The sequence below is a fragment of the Methylobacterium sp. genome, assembly GCF_019750675.1.
Classification (GTDB): Bacteria; Pseudomonadota; Alphaproteobacteria; order Rhizobiales; family Beijerinckiaceae; genus Methylobacterium.
On sequence record NZ_JAIEOF010000407.1, the window covers coordinates 1 to 14,683 of the forward strand.

Annotated in this window: 11 protein-coding genes and 1 pseudogene; 2 read left to right on the top strand and 10 right to left on the bottom strand. The window is 73.3% G+C overall.

All coding sequences use genetic code 11. The features are described 5' to 3' along the window. Positions 1-94 precede the first annotated feature (94 nt). Positions 95-769 carry a class I SAM-dependent methyltransferase gene (locus K2X24_RS21470; protein WP_292500921.1) on the top strand — a complete coding sequence of 225 codons (675 nt, stop codon included), beginning with the start codon at positions 95-97 and terminating at the stop codon, positions 767-769. 9 nt (positions 770-778) lie between these two features. Here the strand turns inward: K2X24_RS21470 and K2X24_RS21475 are convergent, their stop codons facing one another. The 4 genes from K2X24_RS21475 to K2X24_RS21490 form a co-directional block, all read right to left on the bottom strand. Further along, positions 779-1,762, bottom strand: a complete 984-nt coding sequence (locus tag K2X24_RS21475) for a threonine/serine dehydratase (protein WP_292500922.1) — start codon at positions 1,760-1,762, stop codon at positions 779-781. A gap of 15 nt (positions 1,763-1,777) precedes the next feature. Next, on the bottom strand, positions 1,778-3,088 hold the full coding sequence (locus tag K2X24_RS21480) for an MFS transporter (protein ID WP_292500938.1): 1,311 nt from the start codon (positions 3,086-3,088) through the stop codon (positions 1,778-1,780). Positions 3,089-3,123: 35 nt separating this feature from the next. Continuing rightward, positions 3,124-5,076, bottom strand: a complete 1,953-nt coding sequence (locus K2X24_RS21485) for a cytochrome C oxidase Cbb3 (protein WP_292500923.1) — start codon at positions 5,074-5,076, stop codon at positions 3,124-3,126. Positions 5,077-5,161: 85 nt separating this feature from the next. Further along, positions 5,162-5,941 (bottom strand): class I SAM-dependent methyltransferase, encoded by a 780-nt coding sequence (locus tag K2X24_RS21490; RefSeq protein WP_292500925.1) that lies wholly within the window; start codon positions 5,939-5,941, stop codon positions 5,162-5,164. Positions 5,942-6,027: 86 nt separating this feature from the next. Here K2X24_RS21490 and K2X24_RS21495 point away from each other — a divergent pair, with 86 nt between their 5' ends. After that, entirely contained in the window at positions 6,028-6,477 is a 450-nt protein-coding gene (locus K2X24_RS21495; protein WP_292500927.1) for an Rrf2 family transcriptional regulator, read from the top strand. 99 nt (positions 6,478-6,576) lie between these two features. On the opposite strand, the gene glpD is transcribed toward K2X24_RS21495, so the two are convergent. The 6 genes and pseudogenes from glpD to K2X24_RS21525 all read right to left on the bottom strand — a co-directional run. Then, complete coding sequence (glpD, locus tag K2X24_RS21500) at positions 6,577-8,058, bottom strand: glycerol-3-phosphate dehydrogenase (protein WP_292500929.1); 1,482 nt, start codon at positions 8,056-8,058, stop codon at positions 6,577-6,579. Between the two features lie 95 nt (positions 8,059-8,153). Next, entirely contained in the window at positions 8,154-9,419 is a 1,266-nt protein-coding gene (locus K2X24_RS21505; protein ID WP_292500931.1) for a glutamate carboxypeptidase, read from the bottom strand. Between the two features lie 272 nt (positions 9,420-9,691). Further along, positions 9,692-10,666: a cellulose biosynthesis protein BcsN gene (gene bcsN, locus K2X24_RS21510; protein WP_292500933.1), complete on the bottom strand. Its 975-nt coding sequence runs from the start codon at positions 10,664-10,666 to the stop codon at positions 9,692-9,694. Then, positions 10,663-12,630, bottom strand: a complete 1,968-nt coding sequence (locus K2X24_RS21515; RefSeq protein ID WP_292500936.1) for a hypothetical protein — start codon at positions 12,628-12,630, stop codon at positions 10,663-10,665. Before K2X24_RS21515 ends, bcsN begins: the two co-directional genes overlap by 4 nt. Next, positions 12,615-13,727: a glycosyl hydrolase family 8 gene (locus K2X24_RS21520; protein ID WP_292500941.1), complete on the bottom strand. Its 1,113-nt coding sequence runs from the start codon at positions 13,725-13,727 to the stop codon at positions 12,615-12,617. Before K2X24_RS21520 ends, K2X24_RS21515 begins: the two co-directional genes overlap by 16 nt. A 164-nt stretch (positions 13,728-13,891) precedes the next feature. After that, positions 13,892-14,683 (bottom strand): annotated as a pseudogene (locus K2X24_RS21525) (cellulose synthase); the annotation flags it as partial.

The window sequence follows — 14,683 nt, forward strand, 5'->3', positions numbered from 1 at the left end:
CATCCTGGGATCTCGTCACGGGCCGCGTCCTGAGGGACACTCGCGGGATGTCCGCGCGCCCTCCCCGCCGCGTCCGCCCGAAAGGCGCCGAACCATGGATGCCCTGACGCTGATCCGCGAGACCTTCGCGCCGCTGCCCGGGCGGCGCCTGATCGATATCGGCTGCGGGCCCGGAGCCCTCGCGGGGGCGCTCGCCGGGGAAGGCGCGCGCGTCACGGGGATCGACCCCAGCCCGGCCGCGATCACGCAGGCCGCCGGGGCGGTCCCCGGCGCGGAGTTCGCCGTGGCCTCCGGCGCGCATCTGCCCTTTGCCGAGGCCGCCTTCGACGGGGCGGTGTTCCTCAACACGCTCCACCACATGCCGGAGGCCGGCGCGGCCCTGCGCGAGGCGATGCGGGTCGTTCGGCCCGGAGGCCGCATCGTCGTCGTCGAGCCGCTGGCGGAGGGCAGCTTCTTTGCCGCACTCCGGCCGGTGGAGGACGAGACCGCGGTTCGCCGGGCGGCGCAGGCCACCCTCGACGCCCTCGTCGCCGCCGGGGAACTCGCCTGCGAGCGCGACCTCATCTTCGCGCGCTCCGAGACTTTCGCGGGCCTCGACCCGTTCCTGGCGCGCGTCCTGGTGACCGATCCGGCGCGGGCGGGGGCCATCGCGGAGCGCCGCGCGGCCATCGAGGCGGCCTTCCTGGCTGCGGCCGGCCGCGACGACCAAGGCCGGTTCGTCCTCGTCCAGCCCCTGCGGGCCTGCATCCTCACGGGCCGGGTCGCCTGAGACCCACCCTCAGGGCCGGGGCGACAGGACCCGGGCGAACAAATCCGCGTCGACATTGCCGCCCGTGCCGATGACGGCGACCGTCCGGCCTGCGAAGCGCCCCGGGTCGGCCAGGACCGCCGCGAGGGCGGCCGCACCCCCCGGTTCGAGGACGAGCTTGAGGAAGCGGAAGGCGGCCGCCATCGCCGCCAGGGCCGCGTCGTCCGTCACCGTCAGCCCCGTGGCGCCGAGGCGGCGCAGCACGGCCAGGGGCCGGGCACCCGCCACCGGACCCGCGATCCCGTCCATGAGGGTAGCGGGCTCCGCCGGCCTGCGCTCCGGCACGCCGGAGGCGAGGGAACGGGCCATCTTGTCGAGCCCGGCCGGCTCGACGACGTGGCAGTCCGCCTCCGGGAACCGCGCCCGGATCGCCGTGGCCGCGCCGGCGGCGAGGCCCCCGCCGCTGCAGCAGACGAGGAACGCGTCCGGCCGTGCCCCGAGGGCGTCGAGCTGCGCGGTGAATTCGAGGCCGGCGGTCCCCTGTCCGGCCATGACGGCGAGGTCGTCGAACGGTGGCACGAGGTGCAGCCCGCGTGGCTCCGCGATGGCGCGGCAGACCGCCTCGCGGTCCTGCACGGCCGGATCGTAGAGCACGACCTCGGCCCCCCACCAGCGGCAGTTCTCCACCTTGATCGCCGGGGCGGTGGTGGGCAGCACGATCACCGCCGGGCAGCCGGCCTCCCGCGCCGCCGCCGCCACCGCGTGGCCGTGGTTGCCGGCCGAATACGTGATGACGCCCCGCGCCCGCGCATGGTCCCCGAGCTGCAACATCGCGTTGAGGGCGCCCCGGAACTTGAACGACCCCGTGCGCTGGAGCGCCTCGGCCTTCACGAGCACCCGGCACCCGGCCAGGGCGTCGAGCATGGGCGCATGCAGCACGGGAGTGTGGACCACCCGCCCCGCGAGGCGCTCGGCCGCGTCCCGGATGTCGCGCATTCCGAATTCGGCCGTCATCGTTCCCTCCCGGCTTTAGCGCGCAGGCGCGTCCGCCTCGAGGTCCCTGCCCCGGGTTTCCGGCATCAGGAAGGCCGCGAGCGTGCCCACGATGCTGAAGGCCACGAGGTAGTAGGCCGGGGCTAGCTTGTCGCCCGACAGGGCGATGAGCTTGTTCACGACGTAGTTCGTGCTGCCGCCGAAGACCGAGACCGAGAAGGCGTAGACGATGGAGAGGCCCGCGCTGCGCACCGCCCGCGGCAGGGATTCGGGGATCGCCACGATGATCGCCGCCGCGTTGATCGAGGAGAGGGCCGAGAGCAGGAAGGTCACGGCATAGACCGAGGGGCCGGTCGGGTCGCGCACGAGCCAGGCGAAGGCCGGCACGGTCAGCACCACGATGAGGGCGCGGGGCCAGATCATCACCGCGCGCCGGCCGAACCGGTCGGCGAGCCAGCCGCCGAGCAGCGGAAAGACGATGGAGGCGAGCCCGAGGGCGATCGGCACGGCGGTGGAGACCGTCTCGGTCAGCCCGAGGGTGGCCTGGGCGTAGACCGGCATGTTGGTGCCCACCGCGTTCGAGACGGTGGAGGCCGCGATGATGAGGAAGGTCAGGACCAGCATCCGGCCGTGCTCGCGCACGAGGCGCCGGACCACCGCGAGGGTCGATTCGGCCGCGGCCGGATCGGCGTGCGCGCCGGCCGTCTCCGGCAGGTGGCTGCGGATGATCAGGCCGACCGGCACGACGCCGATGCCCAGGGCGAACATCACCCGCCAGCCCCAGTTCGCCATGGCGTCGTCGCCGACCGCATAGGTCAGGACCGAGGCGACGAGGCCGGCGATCAGCGCGGCGCAGCCCTGGCTGGCGATCTGCCAGCTCGCCACGAAGCCCCGGTGCTTCGGGGGCGCGGCCTCCAGGAGGTAGGCGGTGGAGGGCCCGACTTCGCCCCCGAGCGCCAGCCCCTGGATCAGCCGGCCCACGATGACGATGACCTGCGACCAGCCCCCCAGGGTTTCGTAGCCCGGGGCGGCCGCCAGCATCACCATGCCGACGGCCATCAGCGCGATGGTGATCAGCATGGCGGGCTTGCGCCCCGCCCGGTCGGCGAAGGCCCCGATAAGGATGCCGCCGATGGGCCGCATGACGTAGCCGATGCCGAACAGGGCCAGGGAGGCGAGCAGGCTGTCGGTGGCGTTCTGGGACGGGAAGAACGCCTCGCCGATGGGCTTGGCGAAGAAGGCGTAGATCGTGAAGTCGTAGAACTCGAGGGCGTTGCCGAGCACCACGGCGGCGACCGCCTTGCGTTCGAGGCGCGGCGCCGCCCCGGTCGTCCCGCCCGGCCCCATCGTCATGTCCTCGCGCGCGCCCATCTCGACAGACTTCATGGCACCGGCATGTCCTGGGTCAGGGCGTCGACGGAGAGCAGGTAGTCCAGCAGCGCGTCCTGGTCGGCGCGGGTGTAGCCGGACGCGGCGTCGACCCAGAATGCGTGCCCCTCGCCGGTGACCCGCGCCGTGCGCGCCCGGGGGGAGGCGCGGTTGGCGGTGACGACCCGCCCGCGCAGGTCCCGGTCCACCAGGGCGCGCAGGCTGTTGCGCGGATCGGGCGCGCGGCCGCGATCGAGGGTTCCGGGCACGCCGAGCTGATCGGCGGGATCCGCGCCCACCGCCACGCCGCCGTCGTGCAGGTAGGGCGCCGACCAGGCGAGACCGACGAGGTTCGGGACCTTGTAGCCGCCCTCGGTCCCGGCATGGGCCCAGCCGAGCTGGACTTGCTTCAGGGCCTCGCCCTCCAGGGGGATCGGTACGATCTTCGGGTCGGCCGGCAGCGGGAACGGCGTGTCGGTCGCGAACATCGCCGGGGGGGCGAGGCGCGCCTCCATCCGGGCCCCGGCCCGGGCGCGGGTCGGCTCGGTGCCGATCTCGCTCACCGGCACGATCCGGTTGTTGGTCAGCGCCGGGCCGGAATGGCAGCCGGCGCACCCGGCGCGGGCGAACACCGCGCGCCCCGCATCCGCCCCCGCCTTCGGGGCGTCGGGCGGGCGCAGGAGGTTCTGGAACGCCGACATGGCGTTGTTGGCGAAGTTCGCCGGCTCCCCGGGCACGGAGGCGAACAGCCCGTTGTCGGTCATGTAGTTCGTGGCGGGAAAGCTCGGCAGGACGGCGTATCGGTTCAGGCCGGGCGAGCCCGGCGTCGGGTCGAAGGCGGCCAGGATCGCACGCGGGCTCTTGTCGCCCTTCGGATCGTAGCGCAGGCCCGGATTCACCGCCCCCTGGAACAGGATGCCGAGGTAGAGGTCCGGATCGAGGTCGAACAGCCAGGGCGCGGCGGCGGCGAGCTGCGTCGTGTCGGAATTGGCCGCGTGCACGTTGTTGTTCAGGGACGACAGGCCGTGGAAGGGTCCCACCGCCTCGCGCCCGCTCCAGCTGTAGGGCTCGCCATAGGCCGAGAAGCTCGACGGGATCGAAGTCGGGTTCGTGACCCGATCGGCGGAGGAATCGAAGCTGCCCGGCGGCCAGCTCGCGACCTCCACCTTGGCCGCCGCCTCCAGCTTGTCCCGGTCCGGCAGCACCGCGGTTCGACCATCGGCCGTCCGAACCGTCCGCGACGGGTCGCCGGCCAGAGCCGCGAGGTCGACGCTGCCGTGCATGAAGTAGGCGGAGGCGTTGGCCGAGAGGGCGAGGAGCAGGCCGGCATTGAGGTCGGCGTTCGGCGCCCCTTCCACCACCCGCCCGGTCCGGGGATCGACCGCCGCGTGGCAGAGGGCGCAGGTGATGCCGAGGCGCAGGCGGCCCCGGTCGTAGAAGGTCTTCAGGCCGACGATGCCGAGGCCGTACTTCTCCACGTCGAGGCCGGTCGAGACCAGATCGCCCTTGCGCCACTGGCGGTCGCCGATCCGCACGTCCCGGGCGACCCGGACCTGAAGGTCGTTCGTGGCCTGCCCGCCGAGCAGCAGCACGGCGCGGGCGACCTCGTAGGGCGTCAGGGCGCCGTCGAGCATCCCCATCACGTCGGTGAGGAAGACCTCGTTGCCGAAGGTCTCGGTGTAGAAGGCCTCCCGCCCGCGCGCGACCACGGCCGCGTCGATGGCGAAGGCGCCGTTCTCGGGCGACAGCGTCCGGCGCCCCGCCTCGGTGGTGCCGAGCGCCTGCGCCTCCTCCCGGCCGATCCGGCGCCCGAGGAGGTCGTAGGCGGTCCGGATCGGATAGCGGTCGGGGTTCGCCAGGCTCGCGCGCGCCGGCATCGGCGCGTAGCTGAATCGGCCCAGACCGGCGAGGGCGGCTCCGGCGGCGAGGACGACGACGGTGCCGAGGACAAGAAAGCGGGAACGCATGCCGAGGTTTGGATCTCCGGCCTGCAGGGGCCGCCGGACAACGGATGCGGGCGGCGCCGGTTCGATGACAGATGCGCGAGGCGCCTCACCGGCGCGCGACGGCGACCAGCGCGGTCGAGGGAATGCGCAGGCTCGCCTGGCCGGCGGCCATCCGGCGCGCCTCAGCGACCACCGCCGCCTGGTCCGCCGCGCCCAGGCCGGTCCAGTCCGGCGACAGGCCGAACACGGTCTCCGGGTCGGCGAGCGCCGCGACGTCCAGCACGTAGTCGTGGACGACCACCGCGATCTCGGGATCGCGGTAGCCGGCGGCGACGAGTTCGCGCGCGAAATCCTGCGGTGTGCTCAGCGCCCGCACGGCCTCGGGCATCGGCAGGCCCGCGCGCTCCGGGAACAGCGTCCGGCGTATCCGGCCGAGCAGCAGGAAGCTCGCCGCGCCCTCGTCCCGCCACGTCGCGACGACGCCGGTCCCGCCGGGGCGGGTCACCCGGGCCATCTCGGACAAGCCCCGGCGCCAGTCGGGGAACATGATCACGCCGAAGATCGAGAAGACCGCGTCGAAGGCCCCGTCGGGCAGCGCCAGGGCCTGTCCGTCCATCACCCGGGCCTCGACGTTCTGCAGGCCCGCCGCCGCGATGCGGGCCACCATCCCGGGCGAGAAATCCGTCGCGAGCACCTGGGCTCCGGTCCGCGCGGCCGCTCGCGCCAGCGCGCCGGTGCCGGCCGCCACGTCGAGCACCCGGCTGCGGGCATCGAGGGGGACCCGCGCGAGGGCGGCCTCCGCGAAGCGGGCAGTGAAGGGATGGGCCGTCTCCTCGTAGTGCCGCGCGACCGCGTCCCAACGCTCGGGGTCTTCGAATGCCCGCATCCCAGATCCTCCCTTATCATGCAACATCAGAAGTATCGTGATCGTGCGGCTTTGCCAATCCGGGGCGCCGTGCGAAGGGTCGGGCCGTGCGTCACGACACCCGCCTCTCGCGAATGCTCCACGTGCTGCTCCACATGGCGCGGCACGACGGGCCCATGACCTCCGACGCGATCGCCCGGATGCTCGGGACCAACCCCGTGGTCGTGCGCCGGACGATGGCGGGCCTGCGCGAGGCCGGCTACGTGCGCTCCGACAAGGGCCATGGCGGCGGCTGGGCGATCGTGGCCGACCTGGAGGCGGTGTCGCTGCTCGACATCCACCGTGCGGTCGGGGGGCCCCGCCTCTTCGCGATCGGCAACGCGCATCCGAACCCGGATTGCGCGGTCGAGCGGGTGGTCAACGCCGCCGTGGAGGACGCGCTGCGGGACGCCGAGGCGCTGCTGGTCGCGCGCCTGGGCCGTGTCAGCCTCGCCGAGCTGGCGCGCGGCTTCGACGCCTGCTGCCGGGCCGCCCCCGAGGGGGCCGGCAGCGTCTAAGCAGGTTCGCCTTGGCAAGCCAACGCTTCACCCTGCTTAGCTCTTTGCTATGTCGCAGATTTCAGACGTAAAACCGGCGACCACGTTTGCGAAGCCTGCCTAGGCGTCGGCGGGGAGGCCGTCCATCCGAGCCTCGAGGGCCTCGATTTCGCTGGCCGAGAAGGCGAGGCCGAGCTTGGAGCGGCGCCAGAGCACGTCCTCGGCTGTGCGGGCCCATTCCTGCGTCATCATCCAGCGCAGCTCGCCCGCGTGCAGGCCGTGGCCGAGGTCGTCGCCCAGCGCGTCGGCGATGCGCAGGGCGTCCGTCCCGTAGGCCGCGACCATGCGGCGGACGGTACCCGGCGCGAGGCCGGGGGCCGCGCGCGCGAGGCGGTCCTCGACGTCGCCGACGGCATCCACCGGGAAATCGCCGCCCGGCAGGGGGGCCGTCCCGGTCCATGAGCCGCCGCGCGTGCCGAGATGGGCGCCGATCTCCGCCAGGGCGTCCTCGGCGAGCCGGCGGTAGGTCGTGATCTTGCCGCCGAAGATGTTGAGCACGGGTGCCTGGCCCCCCGCCCCTTCCGTCCGCAGGACGTAGTCGCGGGTCGCCTCCTGTGCCTTCGACGCCTTGTCGTCGTAGAGCGGGCGCACGCCCGCGAAGGTCCAGACGATGTCCTCCCGGCGCAGGGCCCGCGCGAAGTATTCGCTGGCCGCCGCGAGGAGGTACTCGGTCTCTTCGTCCGTGATGGCCGCGTCCGCCGCGTCGCCCGAGAAGTCCCGGTCGGTGGTGCCGACCAGGGTGGTGTCGTTCGCGTACGGAATGGCGAAGATGATCCGCCCGTCCGCGTTCTGGAAGATGAAGGCGCGGTCGTGGTCGTAGAGCTTGCGCACGACGATGTGCGAGCCCTGCACGAGGCGCACGTGGCGGGCCTCGCTCTGCCCCATCGGGCCCTGGATCACCCGGTCGACCCACGGCCCTGCCGCGTTGACGAGGAAGCGGGCCGCCACCGTCTCCTCGCGGCCGGAGCGTAGGTCGCGCAGCACCACGTGCCAGAGGTCGCCCGCGCGGCGGGCGGACACGACGCGGGTGCGCACCGCGATCTCCGCCCCCCTGTCCCGCGCGTCGCGGGCGTTGAGGACGACGAGGCGGGTGTCGTCCACGCTTGCGTCGGAATACTCGAAGCCGCGCCGGAACTCGGGCTTGAGGGACGCGCCGAGCGGCCCCGTCAGGTCGACCCGGCGGGTGGCGGCCAGGCGCCTGCGGCCGCCGAGATGATCGTACAGGAAGAGGCCGAGGCGCAGCAGCCAGGCCGGCCGCAGGCCCGCATGCAGGGGCAGGATGAAGCGAAGCGGGCGCACGATGTGGGGCGCGATGCGCCAGAGCACCTCGCGCTCGGCCAAGGCCTCGCGCACCAGACGGAACTCGTAGTGCTCGAGGTAGCGCAGGCCGCCGTGGATGAGCTTCGTCGACCAGGCCGAGGTGCCGCTGCCGAGGTCATTCTGTTCGGCGAGGATCACCGCGTAGCCCCGCCCGGCCGCGTCCCGCGCGATGCCGCAGCCGTTGATTCCCCCGCCGATGACGGCGACGTCGAACGTGCGCATGGGCCTGTCCCTCTCTCGCGTCGCCGCCGTGCCGGGCCTCCGCGAGCCGCCATCGCGCGGGCCAGCGCCCGGCGGCCCGTCTCCCAGGGACCGGATCAGCGCGCCGGCTCCCGCGACGCCTCCATCACCAGGCGGGTCGCGAGGTAGAGCCGCGGGGTGATGCTGGCCAGCACCGCGAACTCGTCCGCGCTGTGATACTGGCCGCCGACGACGCCGAGGGATTCGAGGATGGCGGGTTTCGACGGGCTGTCGGGCTGGAAGGCGTAGCCCGCATCGGTGCCGCCGCCGATCTCGGCGAGGGCCAGTTCGGCGCCCATCTCGCCGTAGATCGCCCGGGCGCGCTCGCCCAGCGCCTGGGTCGCGGGGTTGCGCGGCAGCGGCGGCCGGCCCTTGGCGAGATCGAAGCTCACCTGCGTGTCGGGGACGCGGTGAGTGCCGACGATCCGGCGGGCCTGCGCCAGCACGCGGTCGTACTCGGCGGGCAGGAAGTAGCGCATGTCGCCCTCCGCCCACGCTGCCTCGGGGATGATGTTCGGCTTGGTGCCGCCCTGGATCACGGTCCAGTGCAGGCTGGTGCCCTTGTCCGCGTCGCCGAGGTCCTGGAGCTGGAGGATCTGGTGGGCGAGTTCGACCACCGCGTTGCGGCCGGCCTCCGGCGCGCCGCCGGCATGGGCCGCGCGGCCCTTCACCGTGAGGCTCGCGTAGTTGATGCCCTTCGTCGCCACCGTGACGGCATCGACCCCGGCCTCGGCGAAGGACGGCTCGAAGGAGAGGACCACGTCCTGGTCGCGGGCAAGCCGGGCGATCTCCTCGCGCGAGCCCCGCGAACCGCGCTCCTCGTCCGGATTGAGCACCACCGTGAGGGTGCCGTAGCCCGTAAAGCGCAGCGCCTCCAGGGCGGCCAGCACGTGCAGGATCATCGCGACGCCGCCCTTCGCGTCGGCGACGCCCGGCCCGTAGGCACGTCCGTCGCGCTCGGTGTAGGGGCGCTTGGCCGCGTCGCCCGTGCCGAACACGGTGTCGTAATGCACCAGCATCATGATCCGGCGCGTGCCCGTGCCGGTGCGCGTGCCGACCAGGGTGTTGCCGCCGAAGGCGGGGGCGGCCCGGTTCTCCACCGTGAGCCCCGCCGCCGCGAGGCGCCCCCTCAGGATCGCCTCGACCCGGGTGAGACCGGGCACGTCGCCGGTGCCGGTATCGATGTCGACCAGCCCCTTCAGGGTTTCACGATAGGGACCGTCCTGGGCCTTGGCCGCCGCGAGCACGGTCGCGTCCGGCGCGGACACCGCCGGGTGCGGCGCGAGGGCCGCCAGGAGTGCGAGGGCGAGAAGGGCGTGCGTGCGCATGGTGATCCTGATCATCGATGGCCGTCCCCGCGCGCCGGGGCGGCCGTCTTCGGGGCGGCCGTCTTCGGGGATCGTGCAGGCATGCTCCGAAAAGCCCGGCGCATCAATTCGGCGGGGCCGGTTTCCGTCCCGGGCGGCAGCGGTCTTCGAGTCACAAGGGAGCGCGTCGCGCGCGCGGCAAGGGAGCTTCGCGCGCGCGGCCGAGCGAAGCGATCAACTCGAAACCGTATCGGTCCCGGTCGATCCTCAGCCAGCCGGTCAGGTCACACCCTTATCGTCCGGAGCGCCTACCAGCCGGCCGGCGGCGTACGACCGGAGGCCGGCAGGGCGTCGGTCAGGAAGCGGGCGCGATCCGAGCCCCCCGAGGCCGTCGGTCGGGGAACGACGGGCATGGGCTGCACGGCCGAAGCCGGAGCGGGCTGCGCGAGGTAGGCCTGGCCCGCCGGGGCGGGCGGCAGCGTCACCAGGGTGCGACTGCTGTTGACCGCGACCGAGGGCGGGCTCGAAACCGGGATCGGCGCAGGGGCGGCCGGGGCGGTCGGGGCCGGGGCGACCGGGGCCAGGGCGGCCACGGGTTCGGCGGCCGGTCTCGCCCGGGCGATCCGGGGACGCGGGGCACGGGCCACCGCTTCGGTGGACACCCCGAGGCGGATGCGGGCGAGGTCGGCCAGGAGCGCCTCGGTGGCCATCGGCCTGCGGCCGCAATGCTGAACGCGGAGCGAAACCGCGACCGGCCCGCGCAGGGCGGCGCGGCCGAGTTCGACCCGCTGCAGGTCCTCGATCCACTGCCACGCATAGGCGCAGCGCTGGCTCACGGCGACCCCGATGGGTCCGTAGGCGTTGGTCATCGGCTGACGGACGATGCGATAGGCGTATCCATCCTCCAGGCTCTCGAGTTCGGCCGCGATTCCGGCACGGCTCGGCTTGGCCATGGCCGGATCGTCCCACACCCGGCCCGACGCGATGGTGAGATCCACCCGGCCGCGGGATTGTCCGTACACGATGCGCTGCCGCAGGCCCGCGCGCGAGCGCGTCTCCTCGACGGACTCGATGGCGCCGCTGTTCGGCACGAAGACCAGGGGCTGGTTGCCGGCGGGCCCCGTGGAGGTGAAGGCCGTCTCGAAGCGCGGGGCGGTCCGGCTCGTCTTCGCGGTCTGGCAGGCCCCGAGCAGGGTCAGGCCGAGGGCGAGGCCGGTCATCCGGAGCAGCGTGGTCCGGAACGGCACCTGCGGCCGGCCGGCGGGAAACATCGGTCCGTTCATCGATCCAGTCCTGGATTTCGCTGGCCGCTCCGTTCGGTGCTGGCGGTATCGAACGGACCGAAGCGATCGCCGTCCCGGGGCTGCACCAACCGGGGCGAGCCGGTCTGCGCAAGGATGCCAGCCTCGGCTTGCGCGAGGGTGCCCACGGGCGGGGCCGGCGGTCCGGCCTGGAGGCTCGCCCGAGCGAGGCCGTTCCATCCCGGCAGCAGGGTGAAGCCATAGCGCTCGTAGGGCATGGCCCCGACGCCCACGACGCGGCGGGCGACCAGGGGCTGCGGCCCGCGCACCTCGCGCAGGTATTCCGCGTCCCGCGCGCGTGGTGTGAGGGACGCGCCCTCGCCGAAGCGCAGGGGGTTCTCCGCCGGGACCATGATGGGGAATTCCCCGCGCTGGACGGCCAGGGGGCGGACCGGCGTGGTGGCGACGGTCGGTTTGGGCACTTTCACGCGCGGTGGCGCCGGGGCCGCCGCCTGTTGCGGAACCGCCGGGGCCGGGCCGCACGGGCCGGTGTCGCGCGCCTGCGGGTCGGGCTCGGCGAAGACGAGTCCGACCACCTTCGGGAACAGGCCGTCGTACCGGTTCACGGTCTCGAGGTAGTCCCGCGTGCGCTTCAGGCGCGACAGGCTGAGGGCGTAGCCGAGCACGGCGGATTCGCGCGGCCGCCAGCCGACGGCCCTCTGGAACCAGTCCGCGGCGGCATCGAACTGGCAGGCATTGTAGGCGTACCAGCCGAGCGCCTGCGCGCCTTCGGGGGCGCTCGTGGCCAGGACGACCTTGGCGAACCGGTCGAGTCGCTCGGTCTCGACGGGCGAGGCGGGGCCTTCGCCCAGGCGCCGCTCCATCATGTCGACGTAGAGGGAGAGGTTCGTCACCGAGGCGTTGCGCCAAGTGAAGGCGGCCTCCTCCGCCTCGCGGTCCTGTCCCATCTCGCGCAGCGACAGGGCGAGGCCCGTCGCCACCGCGGCATCGCCGCCGCGGGCCAGGGCCGTCTTGAACCAGTCGAGGGCCTCGCGGAACTGGCGTCGGTGATAGGCGTACCAGCCAAGCAGTGCGATCTGCGCGGGCTCGCCCACGCGGCGGGCCTGTTCACCGAGGGCGGCGAGGTCGGCCGGCTCGATGCGTCCGGCCGGCTGCCCGTGCAGGACCGCCGCGATGCGGGCCCGTGTCACGTCCCCATGGATGGACCGGAACTCGTCCGTGCCCTCGGTGCCGGGGCTCCGCATGGCCAGGAGCGGCTCGACGGCGGCCATCGGCATCGCCGCCATGGCCTTCTGCACCGTGGCGAGGCGCAGGCCGGGATCGGCCTGCTCCTTCAGGAGGGTGCCGTACAGGGCGGAGGCCGAGGGGATGTCGCCAGTCCGCGCATAGGCTTCGGCCAGCGTCCAGGCGATGTCGATGTCGAGGTTCTGGATGCCCTCCTGCGTCCCCTTCACGCGGGCGATGAGGTCGTCCCAGGAGCCGTCGCGGGCGGCCGCCCGCGCTGCGCTGCGCAGGGTGCCGCGGTTGAGCTTGCGCGCGAGGTCCTCCGAGGGCTGCCAGCCGGGATCCACCGACTGGCGGACGCTGATCGCGGTGCGCAGCTCGTCGAAGCGGCCGGCCGTGAAGAGGTCCCACATCGGGGCTTCCTCCGGCGGGCTCGGCTTCAGGGTGTCGAGGTCGGCCGGCACGGTCCAGTTCGGATGGCGCCGCCGCAGCCGCGCGATCTCGGCCTGGACGCGCTCGCCCTGGCGCTGGGCGGCGTAGTAGCGCAGGGCGCTCTCGTCGATGATTTCGGCGCCGCCCGCGTTCTGCGGGGTGTCGAGGATGACCGGCGCGCGCCGCTCGTTGAGCTGGAGCACCCCCGTGCGGACGGGGGCCGGCTGCGCCGCCGCAGGGCCGGCCCAGGCCAAGGTCCCGGCAATCCCCCCGGCGAGGGCGAGGAGGAGCGGCGCCGCACGGCATCGCGGGTTCAGCGGCCGAGGCATGAGCGATACCGCATGTTGGTGGCCGTCAGGGCCAGGAGATGGAGCGTGGCAGGATAGTAGTTCTCGTTCGGGACCGGGTCCGACAGCCCGGCGGGCAGCGGCGTGCCGGAGACGGCGCAGGCGGCCAGGGCCGGGATCGCCGCGTAACCGGGCTCACCCATGCGCCCCGCGACGGCGTCGCTCGCCGTATCGATGATCGGCAGCCCGGCGGGATCCGGCTCGGCCCAGAGCTTCAGCAGGGGCTCGTAGTAGGTCCGCTCCGTGATGCCCGCCATGGCGAGGTAGAGGGGCAGCCGCACCGCGTTGTAGGAGAAGTGCGGCGCGAAGCCCGTGGCCGGTTGGGGCTGGCCCCCGCGCATCGAGATCCATTCTGTCGGCAGCTGGGCCGCACCGAAGCGGGCGCGCAGGGTGAGTTCCTGGCCCACGGCGCTGAGGCGGCTCCACTCGAATTCCGGCGCGACGCCGGCGAGCCGTGGGAAGGCCGGGAAGACCCAGTAGGACAGGTTGATCACCGGACCGTCGCTGCGCTCCTCGGCCGAGAAGCCGCTCATGGCGGGGAGCAGCAGGGGCAGGCCCTCGCTACGGAACAGGACCGTCCGGCGGGCGATGTCCACGGCGATGCGCCGGCTGGCGAGGCGATAGCCCTCGTCCGACCAGCCCTCGGCGGCCTCGGCGAGGGCCCAGGCCACGAGGATGTCGCCGTCGGTGGCGTCGTTCATGTCCGCGACGGCGGGCCGCTTGTCCGGCTCCCAGCGCCAGGCCAGCAGGGCGTCGTCGCGGACCATCAGGTTCGCGCGGGTCCAGTTCCAGATCCGCTGGAAGGCATCGCGGTCGCCCGCCGCCACCGCGAGCAGCATGCCGTAGCCCTGCCCCTCGCTGTGGCTGATGCGGCCGTTGCCCGTGTCGACGACCCGGCCCTGGTCCGTGACGAAGCGGGCCTTGTAGCTGCGCCAGCCCGGCGTGTTCCCGAGGCTGTTCAGCATGGCAAGCGCCTCCGCCGGCCGAGCCCCGCTCTGTTGGGCGGTTCCTGGCTGGGAAGTGCCTGGCTGGGAAGTGCCTGGCTGGGAAGTGCCTTGCCCGGCGGGCTTGGTATCCATGGGCTTGGATTCGACAGCCTTGGATTCGATAGGCTTGGGCTCGCCCGGCTTGGCCTCGCCGGCCCTCGTCTCGGGGGGGATGGCGGGGCCCTGCGCGAGCGCCGGAACCATGGCCAGCAGCGGCAGGCAGAGCGAAGCCGCATATGCGTGCGTGCGATACGGCTTCATCGCGGAATTCCCCCCTCGTCGGATCTGGCGGGGGCTCCGGTGCCCGGATTGGCCCGGCCCAGGCCGCGCAGCATCGCCGAGGTGCTCAGGCCGAGGCTGATCGCGGCCGCGAACATGATGAGTGTGAACATGCTCGGGTTGGTGGAGAACCAGCCCGCAACCACGAGGCGCAGGTTCTCCAGGGAGACCGGCCCGCTCTCCACGAACCGGGCCTGCTTGGCCATGTGGTTGGTGAGCGTGCCGTCATTGGCGTCGAGGGTGGCGACCCGACCCTCGATCCGGTTCCAGATCGAGGGCGTCGTGAGGCAGATGGCCGAGGCCTGGAGGGTGGCCGCGCTCGGGGCCGTGAACACGGTCAGGAGGCCGTTCGGGTCGCGTCCGGGCAGGCCCTGGCCGACGATCAGGGAGGCCTGCGATCCGATCTCGATCTCGGGCTCGCGGACCTGGTCCTCGGCCCAGGCCTTGGTGGCGGCCCAGCTCTCGCGCGCTGCGGCCGCGAGTCTCGCCGACATCGTGGCGACCTGGTCGGACAGACGGTCCTGCGAGGCGGTGGCGCCGTTCCATTCGGCGAGGACATCGCGCTCGGGCCGGCCCATGGCGGAATCGGGACGCGTCCGGCCGACCGCACCTGCCGGACGGGGACCCGCGGCCGGAAGCGCGCAGGCCGGGGGGCGGTCGTTGCGCAGGCGGTCGAGACTCGCGCCGTCCATCACGGCGAAGCGGCGGCCGGGCTCGCTCAGGGGCGGCGTGGCCGCTCGTCCCTGCCAGATCTGGCGGATCTGGTCGGG

Coding starts and splice junctions, on each gene's coding strand:
- K2X24_RS21470 (WP_292500921.1), top strand. CDS start 95: ATGGATGCCCTGACGCTGATCCGCGAGACCTTCGCGCCGCTGCCCGGG.
- K2X24_RS21475 (WP_292500922.1), bottom strand. CDS start 1,762: ATGACGGCCGAATTCGGAATGCGCGACATCCGGGACGCGGCCGAGCGC.
- K2X24_RS21480 (WP_292500938.1), bottom strand. CDS start 3,088: ATGGGGCCGGGCGGGACGACCGGGGCGGCGCCGCGCCTCGAACGCAAG.
- K2X24_RS21485 (WP_292500923.1), bottom strand. CDS start 5,076: ATGCGTTCCCGCTTTCTTGTCCTCGGCACCGTCGTCGTCCTCGCCGCC.
- K2X24_RS21490 (WP_292500925.1), bottom strand. CDS start 5,941: ATGCGGGCATTCGAAGACCCCGAGCGTTGGGACGCGGTCGCGCGGCAC.
- glpD (WP_292500929.1), bottom strand. CDS start 8,058: ATGCGCACGTTCGACGTCGCCGTCATCGGCGGGGGAATCAACGGCTGC.
- K2X24_RS21505 (WP_292500931.1), bottom strand. CDS start 9,419: ATGATCAGGATCACCATGCGCACGCACGCCCTTCTCGCCCTCGCACTC.
- bcsN (WP_292500933.1), bottom strand. CDS start 10,666: ATGAACGGACCGATGTTTCCCGCCGGCCGGCCGCAGGTGCCGTTCCGG.
- K2X24_RS21515 (WP_292500936.1), bottom strand. CDS start 12,630: ATGCCTCGGCCGCTGAACCCGCGATGCCGTGCGGCGCCGCTCCTCCTC.
- K2X24_RS21520 (WP_292500941.1), bottom strand. CDS start 13,727: ATGGATACCAAGCCCGCCGGGCAAGGCACTTCCCAGCCAGGCACTTCC.